Genomic DNA, 13,947 nt, shown 5'->3' on the forward strand with positions numbered 1-13,947 from the left:
CGCCCTGGCAGGCGCTCCTGACCCGTCGTTCGCGCCGACTATGCCGCTATTCGCCAGCCGTGCGCAAGATGCAATGCAGCTCGGCGTTTGGGAGTTGCCTCGCGACGAAGATGCACCCGGCCACCGCGCATCGCGGCGCGCCTGTTCGCCCCCGCGCCGTCATTTGAACGCCTCGGCATAGCTCTCGGGCCGAAATCCAACCAGCAGCGTCGTGTCCGTCTGCAGCACAGGCCGCTTGATCATCGACGGCTGCGCCAGCATCAGCGCCATCGCCTTGGCTTCGGTCAGCTCCGCCTTGTCGGCCTCGGGCAATTTGCGGAACGTGGTGCCGGCGCGATTGAGCAGCGCCTCCCAGCCGACCTGCTTGATCCAGCGCGCGAGATGCGCCTTGTCGATCCCCGCAGCCTTGTAGTCGTGGAAGGCGTAGGCGACGCCATGGCCGTCGAGCCAGGCCCGCGCCTTTTTCATCGTGTCGCAATTCTTGATACCGAAGATGATGACGGACAATGCGATCCTCGCATTCGAATGGGAGCCCCATTCAGGGCGGCCGCGGCATCGCCGTCAAGCAATCGGCCCCAGACCGCTGTGGACGGCGCGCGCCGCAGCGGAAGCCGGATGAGCATAAGGTCGCAGCCGGTGACGACAACTCTGTCACAGGAGTTACATCGACGGCCCCTAGACGAACAGATTGGCGGTCGATGGTTCCACCGCCCGCGATTCAAGAGCCCCCGCCATGCCGACCGAAGTCGCCCGCCTGAAGCAGAAACTCGACCGGCTGATCGCCGAGATCGAGGCCGACAGCCGGCCGCGCGTGGCGGCCTGGGGCGACCGGATCGAACGCCCCGGCTTTGCCGCCAGCGCCGGCAACCTGGCGCATTATCTAGCGCTGCGCCGGCACGATCTGCGACCGCTGCAGCGCGCGCTGATGACGCTCGGACTGTCGTCGCTGGGGCGGCTGGAAAGCCGCGTGATGCCGACGCTGGTCGCCGTGCGTGCGACCCTGGCGGCGTTGTGCGGCGAGCCGGAGGCGCTGCGGCCGTCGCCGCGGCAATTCTTCGCGGGCGAGCACGCCCTGGCCGAGCGCAGCGAGGAATTGTTCGGCCTGCCGTCGAGCGGCCGCGCCACCGCGCTGCTGGTGACCTGCCCGAGCGAGGCCGCCGACGATCCCTCGTTCATGCTGCGGCTGGCGGAGCGCAAGGTCGAGGCGGTGCGGATCAACTGCGCCCACGACGATGCCGATGCGTGGCAGCGCATGATCAATCATCTGCATGTCGCCGAGGAAGCCACCGGCCACCGCATGAAAGTGCTGATGGACATCGCCGGCCCGAAGATCCGCACCGGCGCCGCGCGCGCACCCGAAGGCCGCGAACGTATCCTCACCGGCGACCTGATCGCGATCGTCGCCGCCGGCGCCCTGCACCGCATCGATCTCGCCGACGATCACTTCGCGGTGGAATGCACCCTGAGCGACCCGCTGATCAACAGCGCCGTCGGCGCGCGGGTGTTCGTCGACGACGGCAAGCTGTGCATCCGCATCGAGCGCAAGACGCCGTGGGGCCTGGTCGGACGTGTCACCTCGACCTCCGACAAGGGCCTGCGGCTGAAGCCCGAGAAGGGCCTGAACTTTCCGGACACGCTGCTCGATATCCCGGCCCTGACCGCCAAGGACCGCACCGACCTCGATTTCGTCGCCGAGCATGCCGACGGCATCGAGTTCTCGTTCGTGCAATCGGTCGCCGACGTCGAGACGCTGCAGACCGCACTGGCCGAGCGCCGCCCCGACGACTGGCGCAAGCTGTCGCTGGTGTTGAAGATCGAAACGCCCGAAGCGGTCGCCAACCTGCCCGACATTCTGGTGCAGGCAGCGGGGCAGCAGCCGACCGCGGTGATGATCGCGCGCGGCGACCTCGCGGTGGAGATCGGCTTCGCCCGGCTCGCCGAGATGCAGGAAGAGATTCTGTGGCTCGGCGAGGCCGCGCACATCCCGGTGATCTGGGCGACGCAGGTGCTGGAGCAACTCGTCAAGAAGGGCACGCCGTCGCGCGGCGAGATGACCGACGCCGCGATGGCGTCGCGCGCCGAATGCGTGATGCTCAACAAGGGCCCCTATCTGTTCAAGGCGATCACCGAGCTCGACACCCTGCTCGGCCGGATGGCCGATCACCAGCACAAGAAGACGCCGCAGCTCCGCAGGCTGCGGAGCTGGGGGTGAGGACAAGCGGTATCAACCTCAGGTTGACGATCTTGTTCTTATAATGTTCCATCGCCGCCAATTGAGCCCGTTCGCTGCGTGGGGCGTTCGATGGGATTTCGCGGATTTTGCGCGGCACTGATTGCCGTTCCGACAATCGTCGTCAGTCTGGATGGAGCCGCGGCACAGACGCCTGTCGACCGGATCGACGCGGCTCTGCAGAACATCACCAGTATTAGCCGCACGGGTCGCGTCGGCTACGCCACGGCCTGGGACGGCAACAAATACGTCCAGTGCCGCCGACTGCAGACGCGAGAGATGCGCTGCGAAGCCGCCGGCATCGTGCTGCAGCCGTCGCTCGCCCGCATCCTCAACGCCGAGCGGCAGACCCGCCTCACCGCGCTCGGCTGGGTGCTCGATCCGGCCTTCGGCAACTACGTCCGGCAATTCCCCGCCGACGCGCCGACCACGGAGATCGCCGGCCAGGTGCTCAAGGCTCTGGCGGAAGCCTATGCAGCCAACACCGCCGACCTCGAAATCTCGACCGCTTGGGTGGTCGATATGCCCTGCCCGCCCCGCAACGGCCCGTCGCAGAATCTCGCCGGCCTGATCAACGATGCGAAAGCGATGTTGCCCACCGCGGTGATCGCCTGCTCCTACAAGGCGCCGGATCCGGCGCAGAAGGCGGACACGGTCCAGGCGCTGATCGCCTTGTACGGTCCGAGCGTGACCGCGGAAATCCAGCGCCTGCGCATCAACGCGACACGCAAGGTCCATGTCGTGTTCGACAGCGACATCGGCTACATCCAGTGCATGCCGGAAATTCCGCCCGTCGCCTTCTATTGCGAGGCGCAATCTGCCGAGAGCTGGGCGGCGCTGAGCGCAGTGCTCACCCCGGACCGGACCGCCCGACTGACCGCGGCCGGCTACGCCGAGCCCGGTCGCGCGCCGAACTACAGCAAGAGCTACCCGATGACGCTGAGCGATGCGGCGATCGCGCACGAAATCCTTTCGCTGCTGCACGACGTCTACGGCTACACCGGCGCGACCAAACTGACGATCATGACTGAATGACGGGCTCTTCGTCGCCAGAACCCGCGCCGCCCGATCGCTGACCACAGCGCGTGCATCGCACAACTACGCATGACCACAACTTCAACATCACGCCGCTTCACGCTCGCGCTCCCGGCGCGCGATGTTAGGATCGTCGCAACGAGAACGCAGCACCGCGTCGCAACAATCATCAACGGGAGGATCTCATGCTCGACACTGCGCCGAATGGCAAAGTCACGACGCTGCTCGCTTTGTTGGACGATGCCCTGAGCGCGAACGACCCGGATCGCGCGCTCGAGCTGTTTCAAACCGACTGCTACTGGCGCGACCTCGTGGCCTTCACCTGGAACATCAAGACGATGGAAGGCAAGGACCAGGTCCGCGACATGCTCGGCGCGCGGCTGAACGACACCCGCCCGTCGAACTGGCGGATCGCCGACGGCGAGGACGCCACCGAGGCCGACGGCGTCGTCGAGAGCTGGATCCAGTTCGACACCGCGGTCGCGCGCGGCTTCGGCCATCTGCGCCTGAAGGACGGCCGGATCTGGACGCTGCTCACCACCATGGCGGAGCTGAAGGGTTTCGAGGAGCCGCTCGGCTTCGATCGCCCGATGGGCGCCAGGCACGGCGTCGATCCGACGCGCAAGACTTGGAAGGAGGAGCGTGACGCCGAGACGGCCGAACTCGGCATCAGCCGCCAGCCTTATTGCGTCATCATCGGCGGCGGCCAGGGCGGCATCGGACTCGCCGCCCGGCTGCGCCAGCTCGGCGTGCCGACCATCATCATCGAAAAGAATGAGCGCCCCGGCGATAGCTGGCGCAAGCGCTACAAGTCGCTCTGCCTGCACGATCCGGTCTGGTACGACCACCTCCCCTATCTGCCGTTCCCGCCGAACTGGCCGGTGTTCGCCCCGAAGGACAAGATCGGCGACTGGCTGGAAATGTACGCCAAGGTGATGGAGCTGAACTATTGGGGCTCGACGGTGTGCAAACGCGCTTCGTATGACGACGCGAAGCAGCAATGGACCGTGGTGGTCGAGCGCGACGGCCAGGAGATCACCCTGACGCCGAAACAGCTGGTGCTCGCCACTGGCATGTCGGCCAAGCCGAACCTACCGAGTTTCGAGGGCATGGACCTCTTCAAGGGCGACCAGCACCACTCCTCGCAGCATCCCGGCCCCGATGCCTACAAGGGCAAAAAGGCGGTGGTGATCGGCTCCAACAATTCCGCGCACGACATCTGCGCGGCGCTGTGGGAGGCCGGCGCCGACGTCACCATGGTGCAGCGCTCGTCGACCCACGTGGTGAAGTCGGACTCGCTGATGGAATTGGGCCTGTCCGCTCTTTATTCCGAACAGGCGGTGCGCAACGGCATGACGACGGCGAAGGCCGATCTGATCTTCGCCTCGCTGCCCTACAAGATCCTCCACGAATTCCAGATCCCGGTCTACAACGCGATCCGCGAAGGCGACGCCGATTTCTACAAGCGATTGGAAGCCGCCGGCTTCATGCTCGACTATGGCGACGACGAATCCGGCCTGTTCATGAAGTATCTGCGCCGCGGCTCCGGTTACTACATCGATGTCGGCGCCTGCGACCTGATCGCCGACGGCCGCATCAAGCTGAAAAGCAATGTCGGCGTGACCCGGCTCACTGAGCATGCGGTGATCCTCAGCGATGGCACCGAACTGCCAGCCGATGTCGTGGTCTACGCCACCGGCTACGGCTCGATGAACGGCTTCGCGGCGGATCTGATCTCGCAGGACATCGCCGACAAGGTCGGCAAGGTCTGGGGGCTCGGCTCGAACACCACCAAGGACCCGGGCCCGTGGGAAGGCGAACAGCGCAACATGTGGAAGCCGACGCAACAAGAGGGACTCTGGTTCCACGGCGGCAATCTGCACCAGTCGCGGCACTACTCGCAATTCCTCGCGCTGCAGCTCAAGGCGCGAATGGAGGGCATCCCCACGCCGGTGTATGGGTTACAGCCGGTGCACCATTTGAAGTGAACGCGCGCGCGGCCGCGGCGGCGATCGCCGCGGGACTCCGGCGCCGTCCTCCCGATCGGGAGTGACGACGCCGACCGCGATTCGTCGACTAACTCACAAGCACGGTCTGATCCGCGGCGAGCGCCAGCGGCGGCGCCGAGGCCAGCTCGACCGACGCCCCGGTGCCCTCCCCGCAGCGCCCGAGATAGCGCTCGCACTGCATCTCGCGATCGTAGCCGAGCAGGATGCCGAGCATGAAATCGTGCTCGGCCGACAATTCGCACAACGGCCCGACCAGGAAGCGCTGCACCGCCTTGACCGCCAGCCGGCTGCCGAACACGACATTGACCCGGTCGGGACACGCCTCGTGGACGTAGTGCGCAATGCCGCGTCCCTGCAGCCGCGCGATCACCGGCGCCGCCGCCTCGGCCGTCATGGTCATCAGCGCCAGCGGCCGCATCCCTTTCGAGAGCTCGTAGAGATGATGATTGAAGATCTGCAGCGTCGCGCTGTTCAGCTCAGCCGACTGACCCATTCGGTGATCCTCTTCTCGGTCTTGGATGACTGATTGTCCTGATCCAGCGGCAGCCCGACGAACTGGCCGTCGCGCTCCGCGCGCGAGCCGGTGTGATCGTAGCCCGCGGTCGCGGTGAAGCCGACCACCGTGGCGCCCTGCTCGACGACGAGATCGTACAGCACGCCCATCGCGTCAACGAAGCAGTCCGGATAGCTGACCTGATCCCCGGTGCCGAACAGCGCCACTTTCTTGCCGGTCAGCCGGGCCTGCTGCAGCTTGTCGAGATGGGCTTCCCAATCGGTTTGCAGATCGCCGGCGCCGTAGGTCGGCGATCCGAGAATCAGCAACGAGCAGTTCTCGAAATCGGCGACGCTCGCGGCCTTGATGTCGATCGCCCGTCCGTTGGTGTGTTTCGCGATACGCGTCGCTACTGCTTTGGTGGCTCCGGCGTCGGAGCCGAAAATGACGTTCACGCTCATGGGTCTCTGAATGGCTCGAGGAACTAACGAGAACGCGGCATCCCATCTGATGGCTGCCGGCTCCCTGCGAAATCGACGCCCCGGACCCTAGGGACTCGCCACGCGCGCCTCAAATTCAAAAAAGCATCTTCTGCGCAAGTTTTGGTCAGACTGTTGCTTTACTAATTCCAAACTAACTCCATCGGGACGTGCGCAGGCTAACTACACACGACACGGGAGCTAGCTATGCGAAATACCGCTGGAAGACCGCGCCTTGAATCTCCATGCGAAGAATTGCATTCGGCATCGGCTTCACGGCCAACACGGGTGGCCGAGTACCAGATCGCACCCGCGCACGGCCGCGCAACTGCGACGAAAGTCGCAACATGCGTCTCGGCAGTCACGCGGCGCGTTCGAAAAGGTCGAAAGTGCTACACGTCGCCGTCGGCGCGGCGCAGCAGATAGGCATCCATGATCCAGCCTTTGGATTCGCGCGCCTCGCGCCGGGCGCGTTGAATGGCCGACGCGACATCGGCGAGCCGCCCGGCGATCAGGATCTCGTCCTTCATGCCGAGATAGGCGCCCCAGTAAATGTCGAGACCGGTCGGGTCGATCTTGGCGAAGGTCTCGTCGCCATCGAGCATCACCACCGTGTCGTCGGCGACCCGGCGCGCGGCGCCGAGTTTGCGCCCCGTCGTGATCACGACGGATTCGCCGATCCGGTTGAGCGCGATGCGGTGCCGCGCCGCCAGCGCCTGCACGGCGCTGATGCCGGGAATGATCTCGTAATCGATCGGCAGCCCATCCGCACGCAACCGATCCAAGATCCGCAGCGAACTGTCGTACAGCGTCGGATCGCCCCAGACCAGAAACGCGCCGCAGCCGTCCTCGGGCAGTTCGTCGATCAGGATCTGACGATAGCGCGCGGCGATGCGCGCATGCCAATCGTCGACGGTGGCGCGATAGTCGTCGGCCGCCGCGTCGCGCTGCGGAATGTCGACGGTGACGAAGCGCGCGTCGGGCTGCGTGATGTAGCGCCGGCAGATCTGCTCGCGGACTTCGCGCAGTTCCGCCTTCTCGGCGCCCTTGTCGGGCAGGAAGAACACCCGCGCGCGATCGAGCGCCTCGATCGCCTGCATGGTGAGGAAATCGGCGCCGCCGGGGCCCATTCCGATCAGGAGAATCTTGCGCATGGCCGATTTCACTCGTGCGCTCTCGTCGGCCGGCGAGCCGCGACCGTCACGACGAAGAGAGGCGTGGGAGGATGGCGCCAGAAAAGCACGACGACCCGGCAGGCGCAAGCATCGGCGCGATTGACAACCGACGCAACGCGGGCCCTAAGACGAATTGCGCAGACGACGCGCCGAGCGGACCCGGGGCGGCGTTCCGCGATCACCGCCGTCGGCGGAGTCTGTCGGGAGTCGTGCCGAGTTGAATTCGACATGGGATGTCGCGGTGATCGGAGGCGGGCTCGCCGGGCTGTGCGCGGCGATCGCCGCACGCCGCGCCGGCGTCTCGGTCCGCCTGCTGGAGAGCGCGCCCCCGGCGTTCCGCGGCGGCAATGCCCGCCATGCCCGCAATTTCCGCGTCGTACACGACGGGCCGACGCCCTATGTCCCCGACGCCTATCAGCCGCGTGAATTTCTCGACGACCTCGATCGCGTGACGCAAGGCGACGGCAATCATCGGCTCGCGCAGCGTCTGGTCGCGGAGTCGGACGGCATCGCGGACTGGCTGATGGCCAACGGCGTCGCGCTGCAGGCGCCCGACACCGGTGTCGTGCCGTATTCCCGCCGCACCGTGTTTCCGCTGGGTGGCGGCAAGGCGATAATCAACGCGCTCTATGCCACTGCGACCGACATCGGAGTCGCGATCAGCACCGGCAGCGAAGTGGCATCGCTTCGCCGATCCACCAACGGCACCTGGAGCATCGTCGCCACGACGGCAGCGCCCGACGCAGCGGCGATCGATGCCCGCAGCGTCGTGGTCTGTGCCGGCGGCGCCGGCGCCGATCCGGCGTGGCTGCGATCGCATTACGGCGCCAGCGCCGATCGCTTCATGGTCCGCGGCACGCCCTATGCCGACGGGCGGATGCTGGCCGATCTGATCGCCAGCGGCGCACGCAGCGTCGGCGATCCGCGCGTTGGCCATATCGTGGCGGTGGACGCGCGCGGGCCGCGGTTCGACGGCGGCATCGTCACCCGGATCACCGCGATCCCCTACGGAATGGTGGTCGATGGTTCGGCGACGCGGATCGACGCCGCCGGCGCCGGCGCCGAGCCGACGCATTATGCCCGCTGGGGGCCGCGGATCGCCGCCTGCGACGCTCAGACGGCCTATCTGGTTCTCGACGCCGACGGATTGCAGCGGGCGGCGCCGCAGGCGTTTCCGCCGATCAGCGGCGCGACCATCGCCGACCTCGCCGAAGCGCTCGGGCTCGATCCGGCGACGCTCGCGCAAAGCGTCGACGCCTTCAACGCCGCGCGGCCCGCCGGCGCGCCGCCGATCGCGGCCGCGCCGTTCGCCGCCTATCCGATGCGCCCCGGCGTCACCTTCATGCACTACGGAGTCGCAGTCGACGACCACATGCGGATCGTCTGGGCCGACGACCGCCGCAACGACAGCCTGTTTGCGGCCGGCATGATCATGGCGGCCAATGTGATCGGGCACGGCTATCTGGCGGGCCTCGGCCTCACCCTCGCGGCCGTATTCGGGCGGCTCGCTGGAGAGGAGGCGGCGCGTCATGTTCTCGGGTGAGATGCCGACCGATGAACTGACTGCGGAGGCCGAGCGCGTGCTGCGGATCTGCACCGCCTGCATGTATTGCGACGGGCTGTGCCCGGTGTTTCCGGCGATCGACGGCAAGCATCGATTCGATCTCAGCGACCTCAACTATCTCGCCAATCTCTGCCACAATTGCCGCGGCTGCTGGTACGCGTGCCAGTACACGCCGCCGCATCCGTTCGCGGTCAATCTGCCCGCCACGCTGGCCGCGGTGCGGCGGCGATCCTATGCGGACTATCTGTGGCCGGCCGCATTCCGCCGCGCCTTCCGCGCGCCGGTCGCCGGCATCGTCGCGATCGTGAGCCTCATCATGCTCGCCACCCTCGCTCTGGTGCTGATGTCGCGGCCGCCCGCGGCGCTGTTCGGCGCCGACGACAGCGAGGGCGCGTTCTATCGCGTGCTGCCATGGTCGGTCATGGCCGGCGCCGCCGGCGCGTCGCTGCTGTGGGCGGTCGGCTGCATCGCGCTGGCGACGCTGCGGTTCTGGCGCGCGATCGCACCCGACGTGCCGCGCGGCGCGCTGCTCCGCGCGCTGGCGCCGGCGTTGCGCGACATCGTCACGCTGCGCCATCTCGGCGGCGGCGGGCCGGGCTGCAACGACATCGGCGAGCGCACCTCGCAGCGCCGCCGGCTGTTTCACCATGTGATGGTCGCGGGCTTCGCCGGCACCTTGCTGTCGACCGTCACCGCGGCGATCTATCATCACGGCTTCGGCGTCGCCGCGCCCTATCCGCTCACCAGCCTGCCGGTGCTGCTCGGCCTCGTCGGCGGCGTCGTGATGCTGGCGGGAATCGGCGGGCTGCTGTGGATCGAATATCGCGCCGATTCCGAGCCCGCCGACCGCACCGAAGTCGCACTCAACGTCGCCTTCCTGGTGCTGCTCGGGCTCGTCACCCTCAGCGGGCTCGCCGTGCTGGCGCTTCGCGACACGCCGGCAATGGGGCTGCTGCTGGCCGGCCATCTCGGGCTGGTGTTCGGGCTGTTCCTCGTGCTGCCATTCTCGAAGGCCGTCCACGCCCCGTTCCGGGCCGCCGCCCTGCTGCGCGCCGCCGCCGAGAAGGCCGCGGCGGTCGCGAGGCGCAAACCCGATCGCGGCTGACGCGATCGCAACGGGACGGCGCTGCCGCAACGGGGCGAAGCCGTCTTGATCCAACGCAAGCGCGCGCTGATTTTATGGCATCCCGGCGGGCTTCTGCGCGACGCAAGCTCGATTGACACGTCTGTGTTTTCGGACCAAACATCGCGCTGCCGACGGTTCCTGTCTGCGGACGGGACGAAGAGGGAATATCGGAAGTCATCATCCAGACGCGGATGATGGCGGTGCCGAAGCTGCTCCCGCAACTGTGAACGGCGAGCCATCGCAACACGCCACTGGGCAGACGCCTGGGAAGGCTGCGTTGGCCGTGACCCGTGAGCCAGGAGACCTGCCGTCGCCTGCTGATTGACGCCATTCCGGGCGGGATGATCCGGGGTGAAGTTCGGCCGTTCGGAGTGCAGGTCCGTTCGCCGGTTTCGCATCATCGCCATGCGCGATGGTCAACCGACGGATTGGGCACGATGCCGCTCTCGATTGTTCGCTCCGATGGGCCCGACGCCCTCGATGCGTCCGAAGCCCCGCCTTTGCCCGCCGAACTCATCGTGCTGTCGTTCTCGGACGCGGCCCTCGCCCGCTACGCGCGCGTCTGGCACCATGCCGGCTGCAAGCTGCCGCAACTGCACCTCGCCAACGCCGCCCGGCTGTCGCTCGATCAGTCGTTGCGCACGGCTGTGGCGTCGGCGCGCGGCGTGATGATCCAGCTGCCGCACGGCCTCGACGATTGGCGCGACGGCGTCGAAACCCTGGCGGCGCTCGCGCGCGAGCAGCGGATCGCCCTCGCCATCGTCGCGGAGACCGACGACGTCGATCCGCGGCTCGCCGGACTCTCCAATCTGCCGCGGTCGACGCTGCGCCGGCTGGCCACGCTCTGCCGAGGCCGTGACGACGCCGCCGCGCGCGCGGTGCTGACGCAATTGTCGCTCGCCGCCGGCCTCACCATCGCGCCCTGGCTCGACCAGCCGGCACAGCCGACCGCCGAGCCGATCCGCGAGGCGGTGCGATGAGCTACACCTACGAAACCAATGGCGACGCGATCTATCGGCAGTCCTTCGCGATCATCCGCGCCGAGGCGCAGCTCGATCGCTTCGACCGCGACGAGGAGATCGTCGCGGTGCGGATCATTCACGCCAGCGGCATGGTCGAGGTTGCGGCCGACATCGTCTTCACCTCCGGTTTCGTCGCGGCGGGCCGCGCGGCCCTGCAGGCGGGCGCGCCGATCCTGTGCGACGCGCAGATGGTCGCCAACGGCGTCACCCGCAAGCGACTGCCGGCCGACAACGAGGTGATCTGTACGCTCGGCGATCCGCGCGTCCCGGCCCTCGCCGCGCAGCTCGGCACCACGCGCTCCGCCGCGGCGCTCGAATTGTGGCGCGAGCGGCTCGACGGCGCCGTGGTGGCGATCGGCAATGCGCCGACCGCACTGTTCCGGCTGCTGGAAATCCTCGGCGAACCCGGCGCACCGCGCCCCGCTGCGATCGTCGGCATCCCGGTCGGTTTCGTCGGCGCGGCGGAATCCAAAGAGGCGTTGCTCGAGGCGGCCCCCGCACCCTGCGTCATCGTCCGCGGCCGTCGCGGCGGCAGCGCGATGACGGCGGCGGCGATCAACGCGCTGGCGAGCGAAGTCGAATGACCCGCCCGACCGTCTATGGCGTCGGCGTGGGCCCCGGCGATCCGGACCTGATGAGCGTCCGTGCTGCACGGCTGGTCGGCGCCGCCAAGGTCGTCGCTTACTTCAGGAAGGCCGGGCGCGCCGGCCACGCCCGCACCATCGTCGAAGGCCTGCTCGCCGACGGCGTCGTCGAGGAGCCGCTCGACTATCCGGTGACCACCGAAATCCCGCTCGACGATCCCGCTTACGCTTCGACGCTGCGCAGCTTCTACGAGGACTGCGTCGCGCGGCTGTCGGCGCATGTCGCGCAAGGCCGCGACGTGGTCGTGCTGTGCGAAGGCGATCCGTTTCTCTACGGCTCGTTCATGCACCTCTATCATCGGCTGCTCGGCGATGTGCCGGTGGTCGTGGTGCCCGGCATCTCCGGCATGGCGGCGTGCTGGACGGCGAGCGGGACGCCAATCACCTATGGCGACGACGTGCTGTGCGTCGTGCCCGCGACACTGAATGCGACACGGCTCGCCGAAGCGCTGAAGACCGGCGACGCCTTCGTCATCATGAAGCTCGGCCGCAATCTTCCCAAGGTCCGGCGTTCGCTCGAAGCCGCCGGGCTGCTCGATCGCGCCGTCTATGTCGAGCGCGGCGCGATGGCCGGCGAGACGGTGATGCGCCTCGCCGACAAGCCGGACGATGCGGCGCCGTACTTCTCGATGATCCTCGTCCATGGACAGGGACGACGGCCATGACCGGATCGGTCGTCGTCGCAGGTCTTGGCCCAGGTGCTCAGGAGCTGATCACACCCGAAGTAACCGCGGCGCTGGACGCCGCGACCGATCTGGTCGGCTACGCGCCCTATGTCGCCCGCGTCGCAGCGCGCAACGATGTCCGCCGGCACGCTTCCGACAATCGCGAGGAGATCGATCGCGCCTCGTTCGCGCTTCGGCTCGCGAGCGAGGGGCGGCATGTGGTGATCGTGTCCTCCGGCGACCCCGGCGTATTCGCGATGGCGGCGGCGCTGTTCGAGGCGATCGAGGCCGGCGACCCGGCGTGGCGCGACCTCGACATCCGCGTGCTGCCCGGCATCAGCGCGATGTTCGCCGCCGCAGCGCGGATCGGCGCGCCGCTCGGCCATGATTTCTGCGCGATCAACCTGTCTGACAATCTCAAGCCGTGGGAGACCGTCGAGAAGCGGCTGCGCGCGGCGGCCGAAGCCGACTTCGTGATCGCGCTGTACAATCCGATCTCGAAAGCGCGGCAATGGCAGCTCGACCGCGCCTTCGAACTGTTGCGCGGCATCCATCCGGCGTCGGTGCCGGTGATCTTCGCCACCGCCGTCAGCGAGCCTCACCAGCGCATCGACGTCGTGCCGCTCGGCGATGCGCTTCCGAGCCGTGCGGACATGCGCACCGTGGTGATGATCGGATCGTCGCAGACGCGGCTCATCCCCCGCGCCGACGGCGGCAGCTATGTCTATACGCCACGCTCGCTGAAGGCGCCGTCATGACCGAGCCACGCCATCACCTCGGCGACCGTGGCGACCGCGAGCCGCGCCGGCACAATCGGACGCCGGACCATCACCACCGGCAGCCCGAGATCGCGCGCCGCCTCGATCTTGGCTACCGCTGCATCCCCACCGGCATTCTTGGCGACGACCATCTCGCTGCGATGCGCTTCGAGCAGTGCGCGATCACTGGCGCGGTCGAACGGCCCGCGCGCGATCACGATTTCGACCTGTGGAAACGGCAGCGCCGCACGCGGCGGATCGACCAGTCGCACCAGATAAGCGTGCTGCGGATATGCGGCGAACAATTCGAGATGCTGCCGGCCGATGCCGAGAAACACCCGGCGCGGCGCCGCGCCGAGCGCCAGCGCTGCCGCCGCCAGATCGTCGACCTCGATCCAGCGATCGCCCTCACCCGCCTGCCATGGCGCGCGCTCGAGTGCGAGCAGCGGCACGCCGGCTGCGGCGCAGGCCTGGACCGCGTGGCGGCTCATCTGCGCCGCGAACGGATGCGTGGCATCGACGACGCGATCAATCCCCTCCGCGCGCAAGTAATCGATCAACCCCTGTACGCCGCCGAAGCCGCCGACCCGCCAAGGGATCGGCGGCGGCTTGGGATTGTCGGTGCGACCGGCAAACGACAGTACGGCCTCGATGCGCGGCTCCGCGGCGATCGCCGTCGCGAGTCGCGTCGCATCGGCGGTGCCGCCGAGGATCAACAGGCGCAGGCGCTGGGCGGGATGGAGCATC

At 67.7% G+C, this 13,947-nt stretch carries 14 protein-coding genes and 1 riboswitch; of the genes, 9 read left to right on the forward strand and 5 right to left on the reverse strand.

Going from position 1 to position 13,947, the window contains the following annotated elements:
• Window positions 1-159 precede the first annotated feature (159 nt).
• Window positions 160-507: an ArsC family reductase gene (locus RPB_RS15970; protein ID WP_011442048.1), complete on the reverse strand. Its 348-nt coding sequence runs from the start codon at window positions 505-507 to the stop codon at window positions 160-162.
• 226 nt (window positions 508-733) lie between these two features.
• On the opposite strand from RPB_RS15970, the gene RPB_RS15975 reads away from it, so the two are divergent.
• The 3 genes from RPB_RS15975 (at window position 734) to RPB_RS15985 (ending at window position 5,253) form a co-directional block, all read left to right on the forward strand.
• Window positions 734-2,212: a pyruvate kinase gene (locus RPB_RS15975; protein ID WP_011442049.1), complete on the forward strand. Its 1,479-nt coding sequence runs from the start codon at window positions 734-736 to the stop codon at window positions 2,210-2,212.
• 90 nt (window positions 2,213-2,302) lie between these two features.
• On the forward strand, window positions 2,303-3,265 hold the full coding sequence (locus tag RPB_RS15980; RefSeq protein WP_011442050.1) for a TY-Chap domain-containing protein: 963 nt from the start codon (window positions 2,303-2,305) through the stop codon (window positions 3,263-3,265).
• A 185-nt stretch (window positions 3,266-3,450) separates the two neighbouring features.
• Complete coding sequence (locus RPB_RS15985; RefSeq protein ID WP_011442051.1) at window positions 3,451-5,253, forward strand: NAD(P)/FAD-dependent oxidoreductase; 1,803 nt, start codon at window positions 3,451-3,453, stop codon at window positions 5,251-5,253.
• Window positions 5,254-5,341: 88 nt separating this feature from the next.
• On the opposite strand, the gene RPB_RS15990 is transcribed toward RPB_RS15985, so the two are convergent.
• From RPB_RS15990 to cobF, 3 genes are all read right to left on the reverse strand, one after another.
• Window positions 5,342-5,767, reverse strand: a complete 426-nt coding sequence (locus RPB_RS15990) for a DUF2023 family protein (protein WP_011442052.1) — start codon at window positions 5,765-5,767, stop codon at window positions 5,342-5,344.
• Window positions 5,746-6,228: a flavodoxin FldA gene (fldA, locus tag RPB_RS15995; protein ID WP_011442053.1), complete on the reverse strand. Its 483-nt coding sequence runs from the start codon at window positions 6,226-6,228 to the stop codon at window positions 5,746-5,748. Before fldA ends, RPB_RS15990 begins: the two co-directional genes overlap by 22 nt.
• Window positions 6,229-6,638: 410 nt before the next feature.
• Window positions 6,639-7,400 carry a precorrin-6A synthase (deacetylating) gene (gene cobF / locus RPB_RS16000; RefSeq protein WP_011442054.1) on the reverse strand — a complete coding sequence of 254 codons (762 nt, stop codon included), beginning with the start codon at window positions 7,398-7,400 and terminating at the stop codon, window positions 6,639-6,641.
• A gap of 238 nt (window positions 7,401-7,638) precedes the next feature.
• Here cobF and tcuA point away from each other — a divergent pair, with 238 nt between their 5' ends.
• The 6 genes from tcuA (at window position 7,639) to cobJ (ending at window position 13,200) form a co-directional block, all read left to right on the forward strand.
• Window positions 7,639-8,964, forward strand: coding sequence for an FAD-dependent tricarballylate dehydrogenase TcuA (tcuA, locus tag RPB_RS16005; RefSeq protein WP_011442055.1), 1,326 nt, complete (start codon window positions 7,639-7,641; stop codon window positions 8,962-8,964).
• Window positions 8,951-10,090 (forward strand): tricarballylate utilization 4Fe-4S protein TcuB, encoded by a 1,140-nt coding sequence (gene tcuB, locus RPB_RS16010; RefSeq protein WP_011442056.1) that lies wholly within the window; start codon window positions 8,951-8,953, stop codon window positions 10,088-10,090. Before tcuA ends, tcuB begins: the two co-directional genes overlap by 14 nt.
• A 136-nt stretch (window positions 10,091-10,226) precedes the next feature.
• Window positions 10,227-10,437: riboswitch (cobalamin riboswitch) on the forward strand.
• Window positions 10,438-10,548: 111 nt separating this feature from the next.
• Window positions 10,549-11,091, forward strand: coding sequence for a hypothetical protein (locus tag RPB_RS24655; protein ID WP_011442057.1), 543 nt, complete (start codon window positions 10,549-10,551; stop codon window positions 11,089-11,091).
• Entirely contained in the window at window positions 11,088-11,717 is a 630-nt protein-coding gene (locus RPB_RS16020) for a precorrin-8X methylmutase (RefSeq protein WP_011442058.1), read from the forward strand. Before RPB_RS24655 ends, RPB_RS16020 begins: the two co-directional genes overlap by 4 nt.
• Window positions 11,714-12,442 carry a precorrin-2 C(20)-methyltransferase gene (locus RPB_RS16025; RefSeq protein WP_011442059.1) on the forward strand — a complete coding sequence of 243 codons (729 nt, stop codon included), beginning with the start codon at window positions 11,714-11,716 and terminating at the stop codon, window positions 12,440-12,442. Before RPB_RS16020 ends, RPB_RS16025 begins: the two co-directional genes overlap by 4 nt.
• The gene (cobJ, locus tag RPB_RS16030) at window positions 12,439-13,200 is read left to right on the forward strand and encodes a precorrin-3B C(17)-methyltransferase (RefSeq protein ID WP_011442060.1); all 762 of its coding nucleotides are present in this window, start codon (window positions 12,439-12,441) and stop codon (window positions 13,198-13,200) included. The genes RPB_RS16025 and cobJ overlap by 4 nt, the downstream gene beginning before the upstream one ends.
• Here the strand turns inward: cobJ and RPB_RS16035 are convergent.
• On the reverse strand, window positions 13,167-13,946 hold the full coding sequence (locus RPB_RS16035; protein ID WP_011442061.1) for a cobalt-precorrin-6A reductase: 780 nt from the start codon (window positions 13,944-13,946) through the stop codon (window positions 13,167-13,169). The genes cobJ and RPB_RS16035 overlap by 34 nt on opposite strands.
• Window position 13,947 lies beyond the last annotated feature (1 nt).

Source organism: Rhodopseudomonas palustris HaA2 (genome assembly GCF_000013365.1).
Taxonomy (GTDB): Bacteria; Pseudomonadota; Alphaproteobacteria; order Rhizobiales; family Xanthobacteraceae; genus Rhodopseudomonas; species Rhodopseudomonas palustris_J.